Annotated in this window: 14 protein-coding genes; 10 read left to right on the plus strand and 4 right to left on the minus strand. The window is 50.4% G+C overall.

The annotated features are described in order from the left end of the window. Nucleotides 1-104 precede the first annotated feature (104 nt). The 4 genes from gyrB to dnaA all read right to left on the minus strand — a co-directional run bounded on the left by gyrB (nt 105) and on the right by dnaA (nt 6,265). A complete protein-coding gene (gyrB, locus tag OGY35_RS08755; RefSeq protein ID WP_178827883.1) occupies nt 105-2,519 on the minus strand; it encodes a DNA topoisomerase (ATP-hydrolyzing) subunit B in 2,415 nt (804 codons plus the stop codon). A gap of 28 nt (nt 2,520-2,547) precedes the next feature. After that, nucleotides 2,548-3,621: a DNA replication/repair protein RecF gene (gene recF / locus OGY35_RS08760; RefSeq protein ID WP_152400811.1), complete on the minus strand. Its 1,074-nt coding sequence runs from the start codon at nt 3,619-3,621 to the stop codon at nt 2,548-2,550. A gap of 129 nt (nt 3,622-3,750) precedes the next feature. Beyond that, the gene (dnaN, locus tag OGY35_RS08765) at nt 3,751-4,851 is read right to left on the minus strand and encodes a DNA polymerase III subunit beta (protein WP_046492409.1); all 1,101 of its coding nucleotides are present in this window, start codon (nt 4,849-4,851) and stop codon (nt 3,751-3,753) included. 4 nt (nt 4,852-4,855) lie between these two features. Beyond that, nucleotides 4,856-6,265, minus strand: coding sequence for a chromosomal replication initiator protein DnaA (dnaA, locus tag OGY35_RS08770; RefSeq protein ID WP_152400815.1), 1,410 nt, complete (start codon nt 6,263-6,265; stop codon nt 4,856-4,858). Between the two features lie 298 nt (nt 6,266-6,563). Here dnaA and OGY35_RS24560 point away from each other — a divergent pair, with 298 nt between their 5' ends. From OGY35_RS24560 to tnaB, 10 genes are all read left to right on the plus strand, one after another. Further along, nucleotides 6,564-6,644, plus strand: a complete 81-nt coding sequence (locus OGY35_RS24560; RefSeq protein ID WP_418656719.1) for a hypothetical protein — start codon at nt 6,564-6,566, stop codon at nt 6,642-6,644. A gap of 228 nt (nt 6,645-6,872) precedes the next feature. After that, nucleotides 6,873-7,013: a 50S ribosomal protein L34 gene (gene rpmH / locus OGY35_RS08775; protein WP_000831330.1), complete on the plus strand. Its 141-nt coding sequence runs from the start codon at nt 6,873-6,875 to the stop codon at nt 7,011-7,013. 16 nt (nt 7,014-7,029) lie between these two features. Continuing rightward, nucleotides 7,030-7,389 carry a ribonuclease P protein component gene (gene rnpA, locus OGY35_RS08780; protein ID WP_042287256.1) on the plus strand — a complete coding sequence of 120 codons (360 nt, stop codon included), beginning with the start codon at nt 7,030-7,032 and terminating at the stop codon, nt 7,387-7,389. After that, entirely contained in the window at nt 7,353-7,610 is a 258-nt protein-coding gene (gene yidD, locus OGY35_RS08785; RefSeq protein ID WP_001307474.1) for a membrane protein insertion efficiency factor YidD, read from the plus strand. The genes rnpA and yidD overlap by 37 nt, the downstream gene beginning before the upstream one ends. Nucleotides 7,611-7,612: 2 nt before the next feature. Then, on the plus strand, nt 7,613-9,259 hold the full coding sequence (gene yidC, locus OGY35_RS08790) for a membrane protein insertase YidC (RefSeq protein WP_152400817.1): 1,647 nt from the start codon (nt 7,613-7,615) through the stop codon (nt 9,257-9,259). A 102-nt stretch (nt 9,260-9,361) separates the two neighbouring features. Further along, complete coding sequence (mnmE, locus tag OGY35_RS08795; RefSeq protein ID WP_286632038.1) at nt 9,362-10,726, plus strand: tRNA uridine-5-carboxymethylaminomethyl(34) synthesis GTPase MnmE; 1,365 nt, start codon at nt 9,362-9,364, stop codon at nt 10,724-10,726. Nucleotides 10,727-10,793: 67 nt separating this feature from the next. After that, nucleotides 10,794-11,723, plus strand: coding sequence for a DUF7916 family protein (locus OGY35_RS08800; RefSeq protein ID WP_286632039.1), 930 nt, complete (start codon nt 10,794-10,796; stop codon nt 11,721-11,723). 150 nt (nt 11,724-11,873) lie between these two features. Next, entirely contained in the window at nt 11,874-11,948 is a 75-nt protein-coding gene (tnaC, locus tag OGY35_RS24440) for a tryptophanase leader peptide (protein ID WP_152406224.1), read from the plus strand. Between the two features lie 243 nt (nt 11,949-12,191). Further along, nucleotides 12,192-13,607: a tryptophanase gene (tnaA, locus tag OGY35_RS08805; RefSeq protein WP_178828369.1), complete on the plus strand. Its 1,416-nt coding sequence runs from the start codon at nt 12,192-12,194 to the stop codon at nt 13,605-13,607. A gap of 113 nt (nt 13,608-13,720) precedes the next feature. After that, nucleotides 13,721-14,971: a low affinity tryptophan permease TnaB gene (tnaB, locus tag OGY35_RS08810; protein ID WP_152400827.1), complete on the plus strand. Its 1,251-nt coding sequence runs from the start codon at nt 13,721-13,723 to the stop codon at nt 14,969-14,971. Nucleotides 14,972-16,636: the final 1,665 nt, after the last annotated feature.

A 16,636-nucleotide genomic window follows, 5' to 3' on the forward strand; every position in this document is an offset into this window, starting at 1 on the left:
TTGACGATAGATTGTCGGCCTGATAAGCAACGCGCCATCAGGCATAACGCAGAATCTTGCCGGATGGCGGCGTAAAACCGCCTTATCCGGCCTACAGGCATGGATTAAATATCGATATTTGCCGCTTTCAGGGCGTTCTCTTCGATGAAGGCACGACGCGGTTCAACGGCGTCGCCCATCAACGTGGTGAACAGCTGGTCGGCAGCAATCGCATCCTTCACGGTAACGCGCAGCATACGGCGGCTTTCCGGATCCATGGTGGTTTCCCACAGCTGATCCGGGTTCATCTCGCCCAGACCTTTATAACGCTGGATCGCGAGGCCGCGACGTGACTCTTTCACCAGCCAGTCCAGCGCCTGCTCGAAGCTGGTAACCGGTTGACGACGTTCGCCACGTTCAATAAACGCGTCGTCTTCGATCAGGCCACGCAGTTTCTCGCCGAGTGTGCAAATACGACGGTATTCCGCACCGGTCACAAACTCATGATCCAGCGCGTAATCGGTGTCCACACCATGGGTACGCACGCGAACGATCGGTTCAAACAGATTCTGTTCCGTATTGTGCTGGATATCGAACTTCCACTGGCTACCGTGCTGTTCTTTCTCGTTCAGCTCAGTAATCAGCGCGTTCACCCAACGGGTCACTGTCTGCTCGTCAGCCAGGTTGGCTTCGGTCAGCGTCGGCTGATAAACCAGCTCTTTCAGCAGCGCTTTCGGGAAGCGACGCTCCATACGACCAATCATTTTCTGCGTAGTGTTGTATTCAGAAACCAGTTTTTCTAACGCTTCACCAGACAGTGCCGGTGCGCTGGCGTTGATGTGCAGCGTTGCGCCATCCAGCGCGATGGAGATCTGGTACTGGTCCATCGCTTCATCATCTTTAATGTACTGTTCCTGTTTGCCTTTTTTCACCTTGTACAGCGGTGGCTGGGCAATGTACACGTGGCCGCGTTCCACAATTTCCGGCATCTGACGATAGAAGAATGTCAACAGCAGCGTACGGATGTGCGAGCCATCGACGTCCGCATCGGTCATGATGATGATGCTGTGATAGCGCAATTTATCCGGGTTGTACTCGTCACGACCAATACCACAACCGAGCGCGGTGATAAGCGTCGCCACTTCCTGGGAAGAGAGCATCTTGTCGAAGCGCGCTTTCTCTACGTTGAGGATTTTACCCTTCAGCGGCAGAATCGCCTGGTTCTTACGGTTACGCCCCTGTTTTGCAGAGCCGCCCGCGGAGTCCCCTTCCACAAGGTACAATTCAGACAGCGCCGGGTCGCGTTCCTGACAGTCCGCCAGCTTGCCCGGCAGACCCGCCAGATCCAGCGCCCCTTTACGACGCGTCATTTCACGCGCGCGACGAGCCGCTTCACGGGCACGGGCCGCATCGATAATTTTGCCGACCACGATTTTGGCGTCGGAAGGGTTTTCCAGCAGGTATTCGCTCAGCAGTTCGTTCATCTGCTGTTCTACCGCCGTTTTCACCTCAGAGGAGACCAGCTTATCTTTGGTCTGGGAGGAGAATTTCGGATCCGGTACCTTCACAGACACCACGGCAATCAGACCTTCACGGGCGTCATCACCGGTGGCGCTAACTTTCGCCTTTTTGCTGTAGCCTTCTTTGTCCATGTAGGCGTTCAGGGTACGGGTCATCGCCGCACGGAAGCCAGCAAGGTGCGTACCGCCGTCACGCTGAGGAATGTTGTTGGTAAAGCAGTAGATGTTTTCCTGGAAACCGTCGTTCCACTGCAGCGCGACTTCCACGCCGATACCGTCTTTTTCGGTGGAGAAATAGAAGATATTCGGGTGGATCGGCGTTTTGTTCTTGTTCAGATACTCAACGAACGCCTTGATGCCGCCTTCATAATGGAAATGGTCTTCTTTACCATCGCGCTTGTCTTTCAGGCGAATGGAGACGCCAGAGTTCAGGAACGACAGCTCGCGCAGACGCTTCGCCAGAATCTCGTATTCGAACTCAATGACGTTAGTAAAGGTTTCATAGCTCGGCCAGAAACGCACCATCGTACCGGTTTTATCGGTATCGCCGGTCACCGCCAGCGGTGCCTGCGGGACGCCGTGCTCGTAGATCTGACGGTGGATTTTGTTATCGCGCTGGATAACCAGTTCCAGTTTCTGCGACAGGGCGTTCACTACGGAGACACCCACACCGTGCAGACCGCCGGACACTTTATAGGAGTTATCGTCGAATTTACCGCCTGCGTGCAGAACGGTCATGATCACTTCCGCCGCCGATACGCCCTCTTCCGGGTGAATACCGGTCGGGATACCGCGTCCATCATCCTGTACGGAGACAGAGTTGTCGGCATGGATGGTGACAATAATATCTTTACAGTGACCCGCGAGCGCTTCGTCGATAGCGTTATCTACCACCTCGAATACCATGTGGTGCAAACCGGTGCCGTCATCCGTATCGCCGATATACATACCCGGGCGCTTACGCACCGCATCCAGTCCTTTCAGGACTTTGATACTGGAGGAGTCATAAGAATTCGACATCAACGTTTCTCGCTCATTTAAACTTGGGTTAATCCGTTATTTTACCCTTTTCCACGGTGAACATCTTCGAATTTTTGTCCGACATGTCCAGAACGTGTTCAGCGCTGATTGCGCTGACAAAGACCTGAGATTGTGTCGCTTTTAATCGACTGGCCAGCAGTCCACGACGCGCATCATCAAGTTCAGAGGCAAAATCATCTATCAGGTAGAGACACCGCCGCCCGCTCTCACGGGTGAGGAACTCCCCTTGCGCCAGACGTAAAGCGCACATTAGCAGCTTTAACTGCCCACGCGATAAGGTATCTTCCACCGGCGCACCGTCGGCGCGTATGCGGAAATCCGCTTTATGCGGGCCATGCGCGGTGTAGGTCAACATGCGGTCGCGTTCAAAACCGCGTTCCAGCACCTCGGCATAATCCGTCTCTTTCTCCCAGCCGCGCTGGAAAGAGAAGGAGAGAGAAAATTCAGGAAGAAACTGCTGGCAGGTATCCGCCATATCCTGCGCGATACCGGCGCTGTACTCCGCGCGCCAGGTGCTGATTTGTTCCGCCAGTGGGATCAGTTCTTTATCCCACGGACGCAGTTGCTCGTAACGACTCACCTGGCGCAGCGCCGCATTGCGCTGCCTGAGCAAGCGCTTAAGGTTGCTCCAGGCGGTGAAAAATCCGGCTTCATTGTGAAAGCATCCCCAATCGAGGAATGCTCTTCTGTATTTGGGGCCGCCGTTGAGTAAAGTAAACCCCTCGGGGGTGATCAGTTGCATCGGCATCAATAGCGCCAGTTCCGCCACCTTGTGACCATCGGTACCGTCAATGCGCACTTTGCTGTCACCCAGCTTATCTTTCGTTAACCCAATCGATGTTTCCCGCTCTTCGCCCTGCAACCGCCCGTGAAGCACGAACGACTCCTGCTCGTGGCGAATGACGCGACCAATCTGCAAACTGCGAAACGCACGACCGTGGCCGAGCGTATAGATAGCTTCCAGAACGCTGGTTTTACCGCTGCCGTTAGCGCCAACCAGGAAATTAAAGCCGGGGGATAACGCGAGATCCGCATTTTCGATATTGCGGAAATCTTTGATTAGAAGTCGGGATAGCGACATATCAGCTCATCATCATTCAAGGGGCGCGTCTGCCGTCAGTGCGCAAAAAGCGGAGCGTACGCGAAGTACGTGAGCATTTTGAGCACTGCCGGGAGATGAAATGGCAAGTAAACCAGCCCCTTTCAAATACTACAAGCGCATTGGCATAACAACATAAGCCGCGCTTTGTGATGCCGCATCTTCAATCTGTACGCTGGAAACAGAGTCGGTCAACATGATGCGCACGTTTTCGCACTTCAGCGCATTCAGAACATCCAGCACGTAGCTGACGTTAAAGCCGATCTCCATTTCGGTTCCCGGATAGGTGACGTCCAGAATCTCTTCGGCTTCTTCCTGCTCCGGGTTATTCGCGGTGATTTTGAGCTGATTTTCGCTCACATACAGACGCACGCCGCGGAATTTCTCGTTCGAGAGGATCGCCGCGCGGGCAAAAGCCTGCTTGAGGATATCGCAGCCGGCTTCCAGATGTTTATCCGGATTTTTCGGCAGAACGCGACGGTAATCCGGGAAGCGACCGTCCACCAGCTTAGACGTAAAGATAAAGTCGCCAACGTGCGCGCGGATATTGTTGCTGCCAATCTGCACGCGCAGCGGGTTATCGCCGCCGTCGAGCATACGCATCAGTTCAATCACGCCTTTACGCGGCACGATCACCGAATGGCTGGGCAGCGATTGGCCAACAGGCATAGAGCAGACCGCCAGGCGGTGACCATCGGTCGCCACGGTACGCAACTCTTCGCCTTCGGTCTCAAACAGCATGCCATTTAAGTAGTAACGCACGTCCTGATGCGCCATAGAGAACTGGGTTGCTTCAATCAGGCGCTTCATCGTTGCCTGCGGCAGGGTAAATTCTACCTCACTCTGCCAGTCATCCAGATTCGGGAAGTCGGCGGCAGGCAGCGTGGAAAGCGAAAAACGGCTGCGACCTGAACGCACCAGCATGCGATCGCCTTCCAGTTGGACAGCAATTTCTGCGCCTTCCGGCAGGCCACGGCAGATATCAAAGAACTTCCGCGCCGGGACAGTGGTTGCGCCAGGCTCATGCGGCTGAATCAACGCAACGCGGGCCACCATTTCCATTTCAAGATCGGTACCCGTCAGCGAAAGCGCACCGTCAGCTACCTGCAGCAACAGGTTGCCGAGAATAGGCAGTGTAGGACGACCACCCAGCGGGCCGCTGACCTGCTGAAGCGGCTTTAATAAATGTTCACGTTCAACGGTAAATTTCATAGCGTCACGAAGATAATGTTCTGATTAAGTTTGAGAAATCTTCTTTAATATCATGGCTTTCTTCACGCAACTGCTCAATCTTACGGCAGGCATGAAGCACCGTAGTGTGGTCGCGCCCACCAAACGCGTCGCCAATTTCCGGCAGACTGTGGTTAGTGAGTTCTTTCGCCAGTGCCATGGCCATCTGACGCGGACGCGCTACCGAGCGAGAACGACGCTTGGACAGCAAATCCGCAATTTTGATTTTGTAATACTCCGCCACCGTCTTCTGAATATTGTCGATAGTGACCAGTTTTTCCTGCAACGCCAGCAGATCGCGCAGCGCTTCGCGAACGAAGTCGATAGTAATCGCCCGACCGGTAAAGTTAGCGTTGGCAATCACTCGGTTCAGCGCCCCTTCCAGCTCACGCACGTTAGAGCGTAGCCGCTTGGCAATAAAGAAAGCCACTTCCCCCGGCAGACGAATGTCATTCTCGTCGGCTTTTTTCATCAGGATCGCCACACGGGTTTCCAGTTCTGGCGGTTCGATCGCTACCGTCAGCCCCCAGCCGAAGCGGGATTTCAGACGATCCTCAACACCGTTGATCTCTTTTGGATAGCGATCCGAGGTCAAAATGATCTGCTGATTGCCTTCGAGAAGGGCGTTAAAGGTGTGGAAAAACTCTTCCTGGGATCGTTCTTTATTGGCAAAGAACTGGATGTCATCGATAAGCAGGGCATCGACGGAACGGTAATAGCGTTTAAACTCTTCGATCGCGTTGTTTTGCAGGGCTTTTACCATGTCCTGTACAAAGCGCTCGGAGTGCATATACACCACTTTGGCATTGGGCTTGCGCGCCATAATGCCGTTCCCTACCGCGTGCAACAGGTGGGTTTTACCCAGACCGGTACCGCCGTAAAGGAACAGCGGGTTATAGGCGCCGCCTGGGTTGTCCGCCACCTGACGCGCCGCAGCGCGTGCCAGCTGGTTAGATTTACCTTCAACGAAATTATCAAACGTGTGTTTGACGTTGACGTTAGAGCGATAGGTCGGTTCTGCTGGCGCGGGCACATTGTCCCAGCCCGAACGCGTCGAAACAGGCGCTGCGCGCTGTGGCTGCACCTGATGCGTCACCTGAGCCGGTGCGGAAACATTGTTGTGCACGGGCGTCCTCAGCGTCTGACTGACGGGTTTCGTCCCGACCTCAAAACGCAGCTGCGGAGCATCTGCACCGCAGAAGTTATTCAGCAGCCCATTGATATTGTTAAGGTACTTGTCTCTTACCCAATCGAGCACAAAACGGTTTGGCGCATACAAAGCCAGCGTGTTATCGCTCAGTTCCGCCTGCAAAGGGCGTATCCACATACTGAATTCTGTGGCTGGTAACTCATCCTGCAATCGGGCAAGACACTGCTGCCAAAGCGAAAGTGACACGGCGGACTCCACTCGAACAAAAGTCGATAAATGACAAAGGCTGAAACATTCATTGATTGTTGACGCACGTCGACTAGACCCTATGCAAAGGGTGACGTGCGAATTGCTATCTGCAATTTTAACCCGATCAGGATCCTTTGAAACGATCGGGACCGCGGATCATAGCGTAAACTGAGCAAGAGATCTTCTGTTTCTCACAGATTCTTCCTGATTTATCCACAGGCCTTCACAGGACCGGATAAGTGTAAACGATCCTGGAGAAGTGCTGCACGATTTCGCCCGCATATTGGAAAAATTAATGAGTAAAGACGCTATACTGCTAAAACGATCTCATAAAGATCCCGAGCGATCCTTGCGCTTTATTCATCAGGCCGTATAATCTTTCCCCCGTCGCGCGATGCCCGTAACACGGTGTCAACGCTGCCTGATTTTCACGCGAAAAGGTGCGGAAAAAGGCAGGGATTTAAGCAAAGAGAATTGACTCCGGAGTGTACAATTATTACAATCCGGCCTCTTTAATCACCCACGACTTCGGCGTCCGTCATTCGAAACTCATTCGGGCATCCGTAAAAGTCATGAATTTATTCAAGTTTAGGTAGAAATCGCCATGAAACGCACTTTTCAACCGTCTGTACTGAAGCGCAACCGTTCTCACGGCTTCCGTGCTCGTATGGCTACTAAAAATGGTCGTCAGGTTCTGGCACGTCGTCGTGCTAAAGGCCGCGCTCGTCTGACCGTTTCCAAGTAATAAAGCTAACCCCTGAGTGGTTAAGCTCGCATTTCCCAGGGAGTTACGTTTGTTAACTCCCAATCATTTCACATTCGTCTTCCAGCAGCCACAACGGGCTGGCACGCCGCAAATCACCATCCTCGGCCGCCTGAATTCGCTGGGGCATCCCCGTATCGGTCTTACCGTCGCCAAGAAAAACGTTCGACGCGCTCATGAACGCAATCGGATTAAACGTCTGACGCGTGAAAGCTTTCGTCTGCGTCAACACGAGTTGCCAGCAATGGACTTCGTGGTGGTGGCGAAAAAAGGGGTTGCTGACCTCGATAACCGTGCTCTCTCGGAAGCGTTGGAAAAATTATGGCGCCGCCACTGTCGCCTGGCTCGCGGGTCCTGATAGCCCTAATCCGGGTCTATCAACGCCTGATCAGTCCGCTGCTTGGGCCGCATTGCCGTTTCACTCCAACGTGTTCAAGCTACGGAATTGAGGCATTGCGCAGGTTTGGAGTGATAAAAGGCAGTTGGTTGACGGTGAAACGCGTATTAAAATGCCACCCTTTACACCCTGGTGGTGACGATCCCGTCCCGCCCGGACCATTTGATACCAGAGAACACTAACGATGGATTCGCAACGCAATCTTTTAGTCATCGCTTTGCTGTTCGTGTCTTTCATGATCTGGCAAGCCTGGGAGCAGGATAAAAATCCTCAACCTCAGACCCAACAGACCACGCAGACAACGACCACCGCAGCGGGTAGCGCCGCCGACCAGGGCGTACCGGCCAGTGGCCAGGGGAAACTGATTACGGTTAAGACTGACGTGCTTGATCTGACCATCAACACCCGTGGTGGTGATGTGGAACAGGCCCTGCTGCCAGCTTACCCGAAAGAACTCGGTTCCAGCGAACCGTTCCAACTGCTGGAAACTACGCCGCAGTTTATCTATCAGGCTCAGAGCGGTCTGACAGGTCGTGACGGCCCGGATAACCCGGCTAACGGCCCACGTCCGCTGTACAACGTCGAAAAAGACGCCTTTGTACTGGCTGATGGTCAGAACGAGCTGCAGATCCCGATGACCTATACGGATGCCGCGGGTAATACCTTTACCAAAACGTTTGTCCTCAAACGTGGTGACTATGCGGTTAACGTAAACTACAGCGTGCAGAACGCCAGCGAGAAACCGCTGGAGATCGCCACCTTTGGTCAGTTGAAGCAATCCATCAATCTGCCGTCTCATCGCGACACCGGAAGCAGTAACTTCGCACTGCATACTTTCCGTGGCGCAGCGTACTCCACGCCAGATGAGAAATATGAAAAATACAAATTTGACACCATCGCGGATAACGAAAACCTGAACGTCAATGCGAAAGACGGTTGGGTCGCGATGCTGCAACAGTATTTTGCAACGGCATGGGTGCCACGTAACGACGGTACCAACAACTTCTACACCGCGAACCTGGGCAACGGCATTGCCGCTATCGGCTATAAATCTCAGCCGGTACTGGTTCAGCCAGGCCAGTCTGGCGCGATGACCAGCACCCTGTGGGTTGGCCCGGAAATTCAGGATAAAATGGCGGCCGTTGCACCGCACCTGGATCTGACCGTAGATTACGGTTGGTTGTGGTTCATCTCTCAGCCGCTGTTCAAACTGCTGAAATGGATCCATAGCTTCGTCGGTAACTGGGGCTTCTCCATTATCATCATCACCTTTATCGTTCGTGGCATCATGTACCCGCTGACCAAAGCGCAGTACACCTCCATGGCGAAGATGCGTATGCTGCAGCCGAAGATTCAGGCAATGCGTGAGCGTCTGGGCGATGACAAACAGCGTCAGAGTCAGGAGATGATGGCACTGTACAAAGCTGAGAAGGTTAACCCACTGGGTGGCTGCTTCCCGCTGATCATCCAGATGCCTATCTTCCTGGCGTTGTACTACATGCTGATGGGCTCCGTGGAACTGCGTCATGCGCCGTTTGCCTTGTGGATCCATGACTTATCTGCACAGGACCCGTACTACATCCTGCCGATCCTGATGGGTGTAACGATGTTCTTCATCCAGAAGATGTCGCCGACCACCGTGACCGACCCGATGCAGCAGAAGATCATGACCTTTATGCCGGTCATCTTCACCGTGTTCTTCCTGTGGTTCCCGTCAGGTCTGGTGCTGTACTACATCGTCAGCAACCTGGTGACCATTATTCAGCAGCAGCTGATTTACCGTGGTCTGGAAAAACGTGGTCTGCATAGCCGCGAGAAGAAAAAATCCTGATTCGGTTGTAGGCCGGGTAAGCGAAGCGCCACCCGGCGGAAGGAACAGTAAAAAAAGGGCGGTCATCAGACCGCCTTTTTTACATTTACGAAGAGAACTATCATGAGCCATAACGACACTATCGTCGCCCAGGCAACCCCACCGGGACGCGGTGGTGTTGGTATTCTGCGTATCTCCGGCCTGAAGGCGCGTGAGGTAGCCGAAGCCGTTCTGGGCAAGCTGCCCAAACCTCGTTACGCCGACTATCTGCCGTTTAAAGATGCCGACGGTACCGCGCTGGACCAGGGGATCGCCCTGTGGTTTCCCGGCCCTAACTCGTTTACCGGCGAAGACGTACTGGAGTTGCAGGGACACGGTGGGCCGGTCATTCTCGACCTGCTGTTAAAACGTATTCTGACGCTGCCGGGTCTGCGTATTGCCCGACCCGGCGAGTTCTCTGAACGCGCGTTTCTCAATGATAAGCTCGACTTAGCCCAGGCGGAGGCAATTGCCGACCTGATTGACGCCAGCTCTGAGCAGGCCGCGCGCTCGGCGTTGAACTCGTTACAGGGGGCGTTTTCCGCCCGCGTTAACCATCTGGTGGAAACACTCACTCACCTGCGCATCTATGTTGAAGCGGCCATCGACTTTCCGGATGAAGAGATAGACTTCCTGTCCGATGGCAAAATCGAAGCGCAGTTGAATGGCGTGATTGCCGACCTCGATGCCGTCCGCGCTGAAGCGCGTCAGGGGAGCCTACTGCGTGAAGGAATGAAGGTGGTTATTGCCGGACGCCCTAACGCCGGAAAATCGAGCCTTCTGAACGCGCTGGCGGGCCGTGAAGCCGCCATTGTTACCGACATCGCCGGTACCACGCGCGACGTGCTGCGTGAACACATCCATATCGACGGCATGCCACTGCACATTATCGACACCGCCGGTCTGCGAGAGGCCAGCGACGAAGTCGAACGTATCGGTATTGAGCGGGCCTGGCAGGAAATTGAGCAGGCGGATCGCGTGCTGTTCATGGTGGATGGTACCACCACGGATGCCGTTGACCCGACTGATATCTGGCCGGACTTCATCGCCCGTTTGCCGTCAAAACTGCCGATTACCGTGGTGCGTAACAAAGCGGATATCACCGGCGAGCCGCTGGGTATCAGCGAGGTGAATGGTCACTCACTGGTTCGCCTTTCGGCACGTACCGGTGAAGGCGTGGACGTGCTGCGTAACCATCTCAAGCAGAGCATGGGTTTCGATACTAATATGGAAGGCGGTTTCCTGGCCCGTCGTCGTCACCTGCAGGCGCTGGCAGAAGCCGCTGAGCATCTCCAGCAGGGCAAAGCTCAACTGTTAGGCGCGTGGGCGGGTGAACTACTGGCTGAAGAGCTACGTCTGGCACAGCAAAGCTTAAGTGAGATAACCGGCGAGTTTACCTCCGACGATCTGCTGGGACGGATTTTCTCCAGCTTCTGCATCGGTAAGTAATCCCGTAGCCCCGAATTAATCGACGGTTAATTCGGGGCGTTATCGTTTTATAAGAGGATCCCTTTTTATGGAACATAAACGTTTACTTGACTGCACGGCGTCAGATTTCGCGTGCATGGATAAAACCGCGCTGCTGTATGCAATCCGCGCCAGTGAAGGGCGTATTCTGGTCAGTGAAACTATCGCCATTACCCAACCGCTGCTCAATAACGTCACCAATGCCGAACTTGCCGCGTCGCAGGGGGCGGACATTCTGCTGATTAACATGTTCGATAGCGAAGCACCGTTGATCCAGGGAATGCCTGCCGGTACTGCACCGGATCAGACGTTGCATGAACTGCAGCGCCTGACCGGTCGCATCATTGGCGTCAACCTGGAGGCCGTCGACCCTGAGTTTGCCATTGCGCATGATGACATCTGGAAGATGAAGCCAGGCCGTGCCGCAACCGCAGAGAATGCCCGCAAACTGGTCGAGATGGGGGCGAAGATTCTGGTGCTGACGGGAAATCCCAATAACGGCGTCAGCAATCACTCTCTGGGAAAAGCCGTGAAAACGATCCGTGAAGCCGTTGGCGATAAGGCTATTATCATCACCGGTAAAATGCACGGTGCAGGCATCGTGCGTGAGAGCGGCAGCGCGATTATCAGCGAAAGTGACGTCGCCGCATTTGCCGATCAGGGTGCAGATATCGTGCTCATACCGGCTCCGGGAACCGTGCCCGGCATGAGCCAGCAAAAGGTAGAGTCGCTGATCGCGTGTGCGCACGCGCACGGTGCGCTGGCAATGACGGCAATCGGCACCTCTCAGGAGGGCGCAGACGTCAGTACGATTCGTCAGATAGCCCTGATGAGTAAAATGGCAGGAGCGGACCTCCACCATATTGGCGATACCGGCTATATGGGGATGGCATTACCAGAAAATATCCTGGCCTATAGCGTAGCGATTCGCGGCGTCAGGCATACCTATACGCGTATCGCGCGTTCGGTGAATCGTTAACGTAATATTGTAATTAGGATTTTATTGAATGCTCCTTAATTAATTCAAATTTAATTTAACTGTGATTTTTATCACAGTTAAATTATTCTCTCATAGACAAATATTTTCATTCCCATAATGTAGCCTTGTGTCTAAAGAGGATAACTCATCATGATTATCTTAAGTTCATACATCATTTCAAAATGGTTTAATGTTGACAATAAAATTGTCAATCACCACCCTTAAGTTTCCCTGCCTTTATTTTGCCAGAGCATAGGCTATTCGTAGTCTGTTCATTTGGCACATTTCAAACATAGCTCAATTCCTCATTGTGGTTGCATATCGCAACGCCACGTATGCCTGTTCGTTTTTTAAAACGAAAAGACAGTCATGGCTGAAATAAATGTGGAATGAATTGTGCCGGGCATATATATGCCCGTATGTGGACGTATTGATTCAATACCGTCAAATAAATTAAAGGATTATGTCATGGATAACTTTAAACATTTACCAGAACCCTTCCGCATTCGCGTTATTGAACCGGTAAAACGTACAACCAGAGATCATCGGGATAACGCAATTATTAAATCAGGGATGAACCCTTTTCTGTTGGATAGTGAAGATGTCTTTATTGACCTGCTAACCGATAGTGGTACTGGCGCAGTGACACAGAATATGCAAGCTGCAATGTTGCGTGGAGATGAAGCTTACAGCGGCAGTCGCAGTTATTATGCGCTGTCTGAAGCAGTGAAAAACATTTTCGGTTATCAATATACTATTCCAACGCACCAGGGGCGCGGTGCAGAACAAATTTATATTCCAGTATTAATCAAAAAGCGTGAGCAGGAAAAAGGGTTAGACAGAAGTAAAATGGTGGCATTCTCCAACTACTTCTTCGACACCACCCAGGGACACAGTCAAATCAACGGCTGCACCGTACGCAACGTGTATATCAAAGAGGCTTTTGATACCGGCGTTCGTTACGACTTTAAGGGAAATTTTGATCTCGATGGATTAGAGCGCGGCATTCAGGAAGTTGGCGCAAACAACGTACCGTATATTGTGGCGACTATCACAAGTAACTCTGCGGGTGGGCAACCTGTTTCATTAGCCAACCTGAAAGCCATGTATAATATCGCTAAAAAATATGATATTCCGGTGGTAATGGACTCCGCACGTTTTGCCGAGAATGCGTATTTTATCCAGAAACGCGAAGCAGAATACCGGGACTGGAGCATCGAAGAAATTACCCGCGAAACCTACAAATATGCCGATATGCTGGCAATGTCCGCGAAAAAAGATGCAATGGTGCCAATGGGCGGCTTACTGTGCATTAAAGACGACACCTATTTTGACGTTTATACCGAGTGCAGAACCCTGTGCGTCGTACAGGAAGGCTTCCCGACTTACGGTGGTCTGGAAGGTGGGGCAATGGAGCGCCTTGCGGTGGGCCTGGTTGATGGCATGAATCAGGACTGGCTGGCCTATCGTATCGCACAGGTACAATATTTGGTCGATGGCCTCGAAGCGATTGGTGTCACCTGCCAACAGGCTGGCGGACATGCGGCATTTGTGGATGCGGGTAAATTATTGCCGCACATTCCGGCAGAACAGTTCCCGGCTCAGGCTCTCGCTTGCGAACTTTATAGAGTGGCCGGTATTCGGGCCGTTGAAATCGGGTCATTCTTATTAGGCAGAGATCCTAAAACCGGTAAGCAGCTACCTTGTCCGGCTGAGCTCCTGCGTTTAACTATCCCCAGGGCAACATATACCCAGTCTCATATGGACTTCATTATCGAAGCCTTTGAGCATGTCAAAGAAAATGCAGTGAACATTAAAGGGCTAACCTTCACTTATGAACCTAAAGTATTACGTCACTTCACCGCTAAACTGAAAGAAGTTTAATTATAAATATTATGGGTGGTTATACGATAATAACCACCCCAGCGATAAATCCACTTCCTTTACATTGTTGTATAATTAAAATGTTATAGGCTCACTATAATTAATGAGGCATCATGGAAGAAAATTCGAACGCTAAACATTCCTCCTTTTGGGGAATTATGGTTATAGCCGGCACGGTGATTGGCGGGGGGATGTTTGCTCTCCCCGTTGATTTGTCAGGTGCATGGTTTTTTTGGGGGGCGTTTATCTTAATCATCGCCTGGTTTTCAATGTTGCATTCTGGACTCTTATTATTAGAGGCAAATTTAAATTACCCCGTTGGATCCAGTTTTAATACTATCACTAAAGATCTTATTGGCAATAAATGGAACATTGTGAGTGGATTTACAGTCGCCTTTGTTCTCTATATTCTCACTTACGCCTATATATCTGCAAATGGTGCCATTATTAGTGAAACGATCTCAATGAATATGGGATATCGCGTTAACCCCAGAATTGTCGGGATCTGCACCGCCATTTTTGTCGCCAGCGTGCTGTGGATCAGTTCACTGGCAGCCAGCCGAATCACCTCCCTGTTCCTGGGAATTAAAATCATCTCTTTTATTATCGTTTTTGGATCGTTTTTCTTCCAGGTCGATTTTTCTATATTGCGGGATACGGCAGGCCAGGCCCAAAACGACGCCTCCTATTTCCCCTATATTTTTATGGCGCTACCGGTATGTCTGGCATCATTTGGCTTTCACGGAAACATTCCCAGCCTGATCATCTGCTATGGCAAGAGAAAAGATAAATTAATAAAAAGCATTGTCTTTGGTTCTTTGCTGGCGTTGGTGATTTATCTGTTCTGGTTGTATTGCACCATGGGTAACATTTCACGGGAAAGCTTCAGTGAGATCATCGCCTCAGGCGGTAATGTTGACTCATTAGTGAAGTCATTCCTCGGTACCAGACAAAGCGGAATCATCGAATTTTGTCTGCTGGTTTTTTCAAACCTGGCCGTTGCCAGCTCCTTTTTTGGCGTGACTTTGGGGCTATTTGACTATCTTGCGGATCTGTTCAAATTCGATAACTCATCGGTAGGTCGTTTTAAAACAGTCTTGTTAACCTTCCTGCCCCCGGCGCTTTTATACTTAATCTTCCCGAACGGTTTTATCTATGGCATCGGCGGCGCAGGGCTGTGCGCAACGATATGGGCGGTGATCATCCCTGCGGTACTGGCTCTGAAAGCCCGCAAGAAATTTCCCAATAAAATGTTTACCGTCTGGGGCGGCCTCATCATTCCAACCATCGTTATCCTGTTCGGCGTAGCAGTCATTGTTTGCTGGTTTGGCAACGTTTTCCACCTCTTACCCCGATTCAGTTAACTCGCTGTATCTCCAGGCTGACATGCCGCCTCATTCAAGGCGGCATGTCCTTTCAGGAAATTGCTGTTGTCCAAACAGCAATTCGCCTTCTCCTGTATCTCCCCGTATCCTTAGCGCCACGCCAAACGATCGCCTGAAAGCAAAAGTACTGTTATTGCTAAACGGCATCACCTATATCAGTTCCGGTTCTGACACCGGTTCACATCCGCTCATGCTGCGCTTTCGGTGGCAAAGCCTGTTCTTCAATAAACCGCTTTTTCCTTAGCTGACTGGCCGTAACGGCTCTCAGAATGTCGGTGATCCTCACTCTGGTGAAATACTTCCTTTGTGTTGTTAAGTGAAGTGATGGGCTTTGCAAGCGGCGAAATTTGATGCTTTGGCTGCAGCTTCTGTTACAAGAGTGCAATGTTAAACACGGGGAGTAATGGAACTCCAGAGTTGGAACAGAAAATCCGCAACATATGAGTGGATATGTACAAATGAAAAAAAACATTAATTTCAGATGCATAATGTATTTAAGGAGTCATCACATATCATGCATGTCTTTTTCTTCAATTAATTACAAGCCTCATTACTCTCTGCAAAAGTAAATCTCTCCTGTTTTTGTTCCAAAAATGGATAAACTTAATGTGTTTTCAATTTCATATCAGTATATATTATACCTTAATCATTCACCCACATTATCTGGATGGTGTCATTGTGAAAAAATTTATTATCTTGTACTCCTTTTTAGATTATAAAAAATGGTTTCTGGAAACATATGATTTTTCTTGCTTTTCAGAAAGTGACATCCATGAGTTTTTTAAGGAAACAGCTCCAGAGGTATATCCATGCATACCTTATTATGGTGAAAAGGATTCTGAATACCCCAGTTCGTATATCAGCATAGAATTACTTGATTATTGGGGGTTACATATCAAAAATCACTATAAGACTTGACTAATATATCTATTTGCCGTTTCCATTTTCAATGGAACCACTATTTTATTGACGGCAATTATTTATTTACGACTGAATAATCAAAACCAGTACATCAGATAATAACCAGAGCCCTATCTTATCGCCTCAACTAATTATTAAACTTAGTCGTCATTTTCTGTTTGCAGATCTTGTATATATCTAGTACCCCTATACTCTTACACAGAATTCAAGTAGGTTTGGTTAACTACTTTTATTGAGAACATATAGCTATTATCCTTTCCAATCATGATGTGATTTTTATTCCAGCCATGGATTTTTCACACGTAACATGGCTTGTATAAAAAATATTATAGGATCAGTGATATTTTCTTTCACTTGATGGCTGTTTCTGTGCACACTTCCATCCTTAACCACACCGGTTGAGATTATTGGTGGTGACGTTTATATATCTGAAGCGGTGATATAAACCATTTACTTTAACCCTCAATTATTTCAAACTGATAATAATCAGAAAAAATCTATCCAGGCCACTAAAATAGATACATCCAACCGGTCTTCTGACAAAGAAAGCTTTTTTTGGTTAAATATTATGCCTGTACTCTCAGTAGTCTTCAGAAAAAGGTAATAACTTACAATTTTAATTTGATTTTTGCATAATTTTTTATTCCTGACGGATGGTGTTGATAACAAAACAAGCGGATTATGGAAGATAGTACGGTTACGGGTTCTGTATAAAATTTTGGT

Origin of the sequence: Citrobacter sp. Ct235, assembly GCF_030332305.1 — a bacterium.
Classification (GTDB): domain Bacteria; phylum Pseudomonadota; class Gammaproteobacteria; order Enterobacterales; family Enterobacteriaceae; genus Citrobacter_A; species Citrobacter_A telavivensis.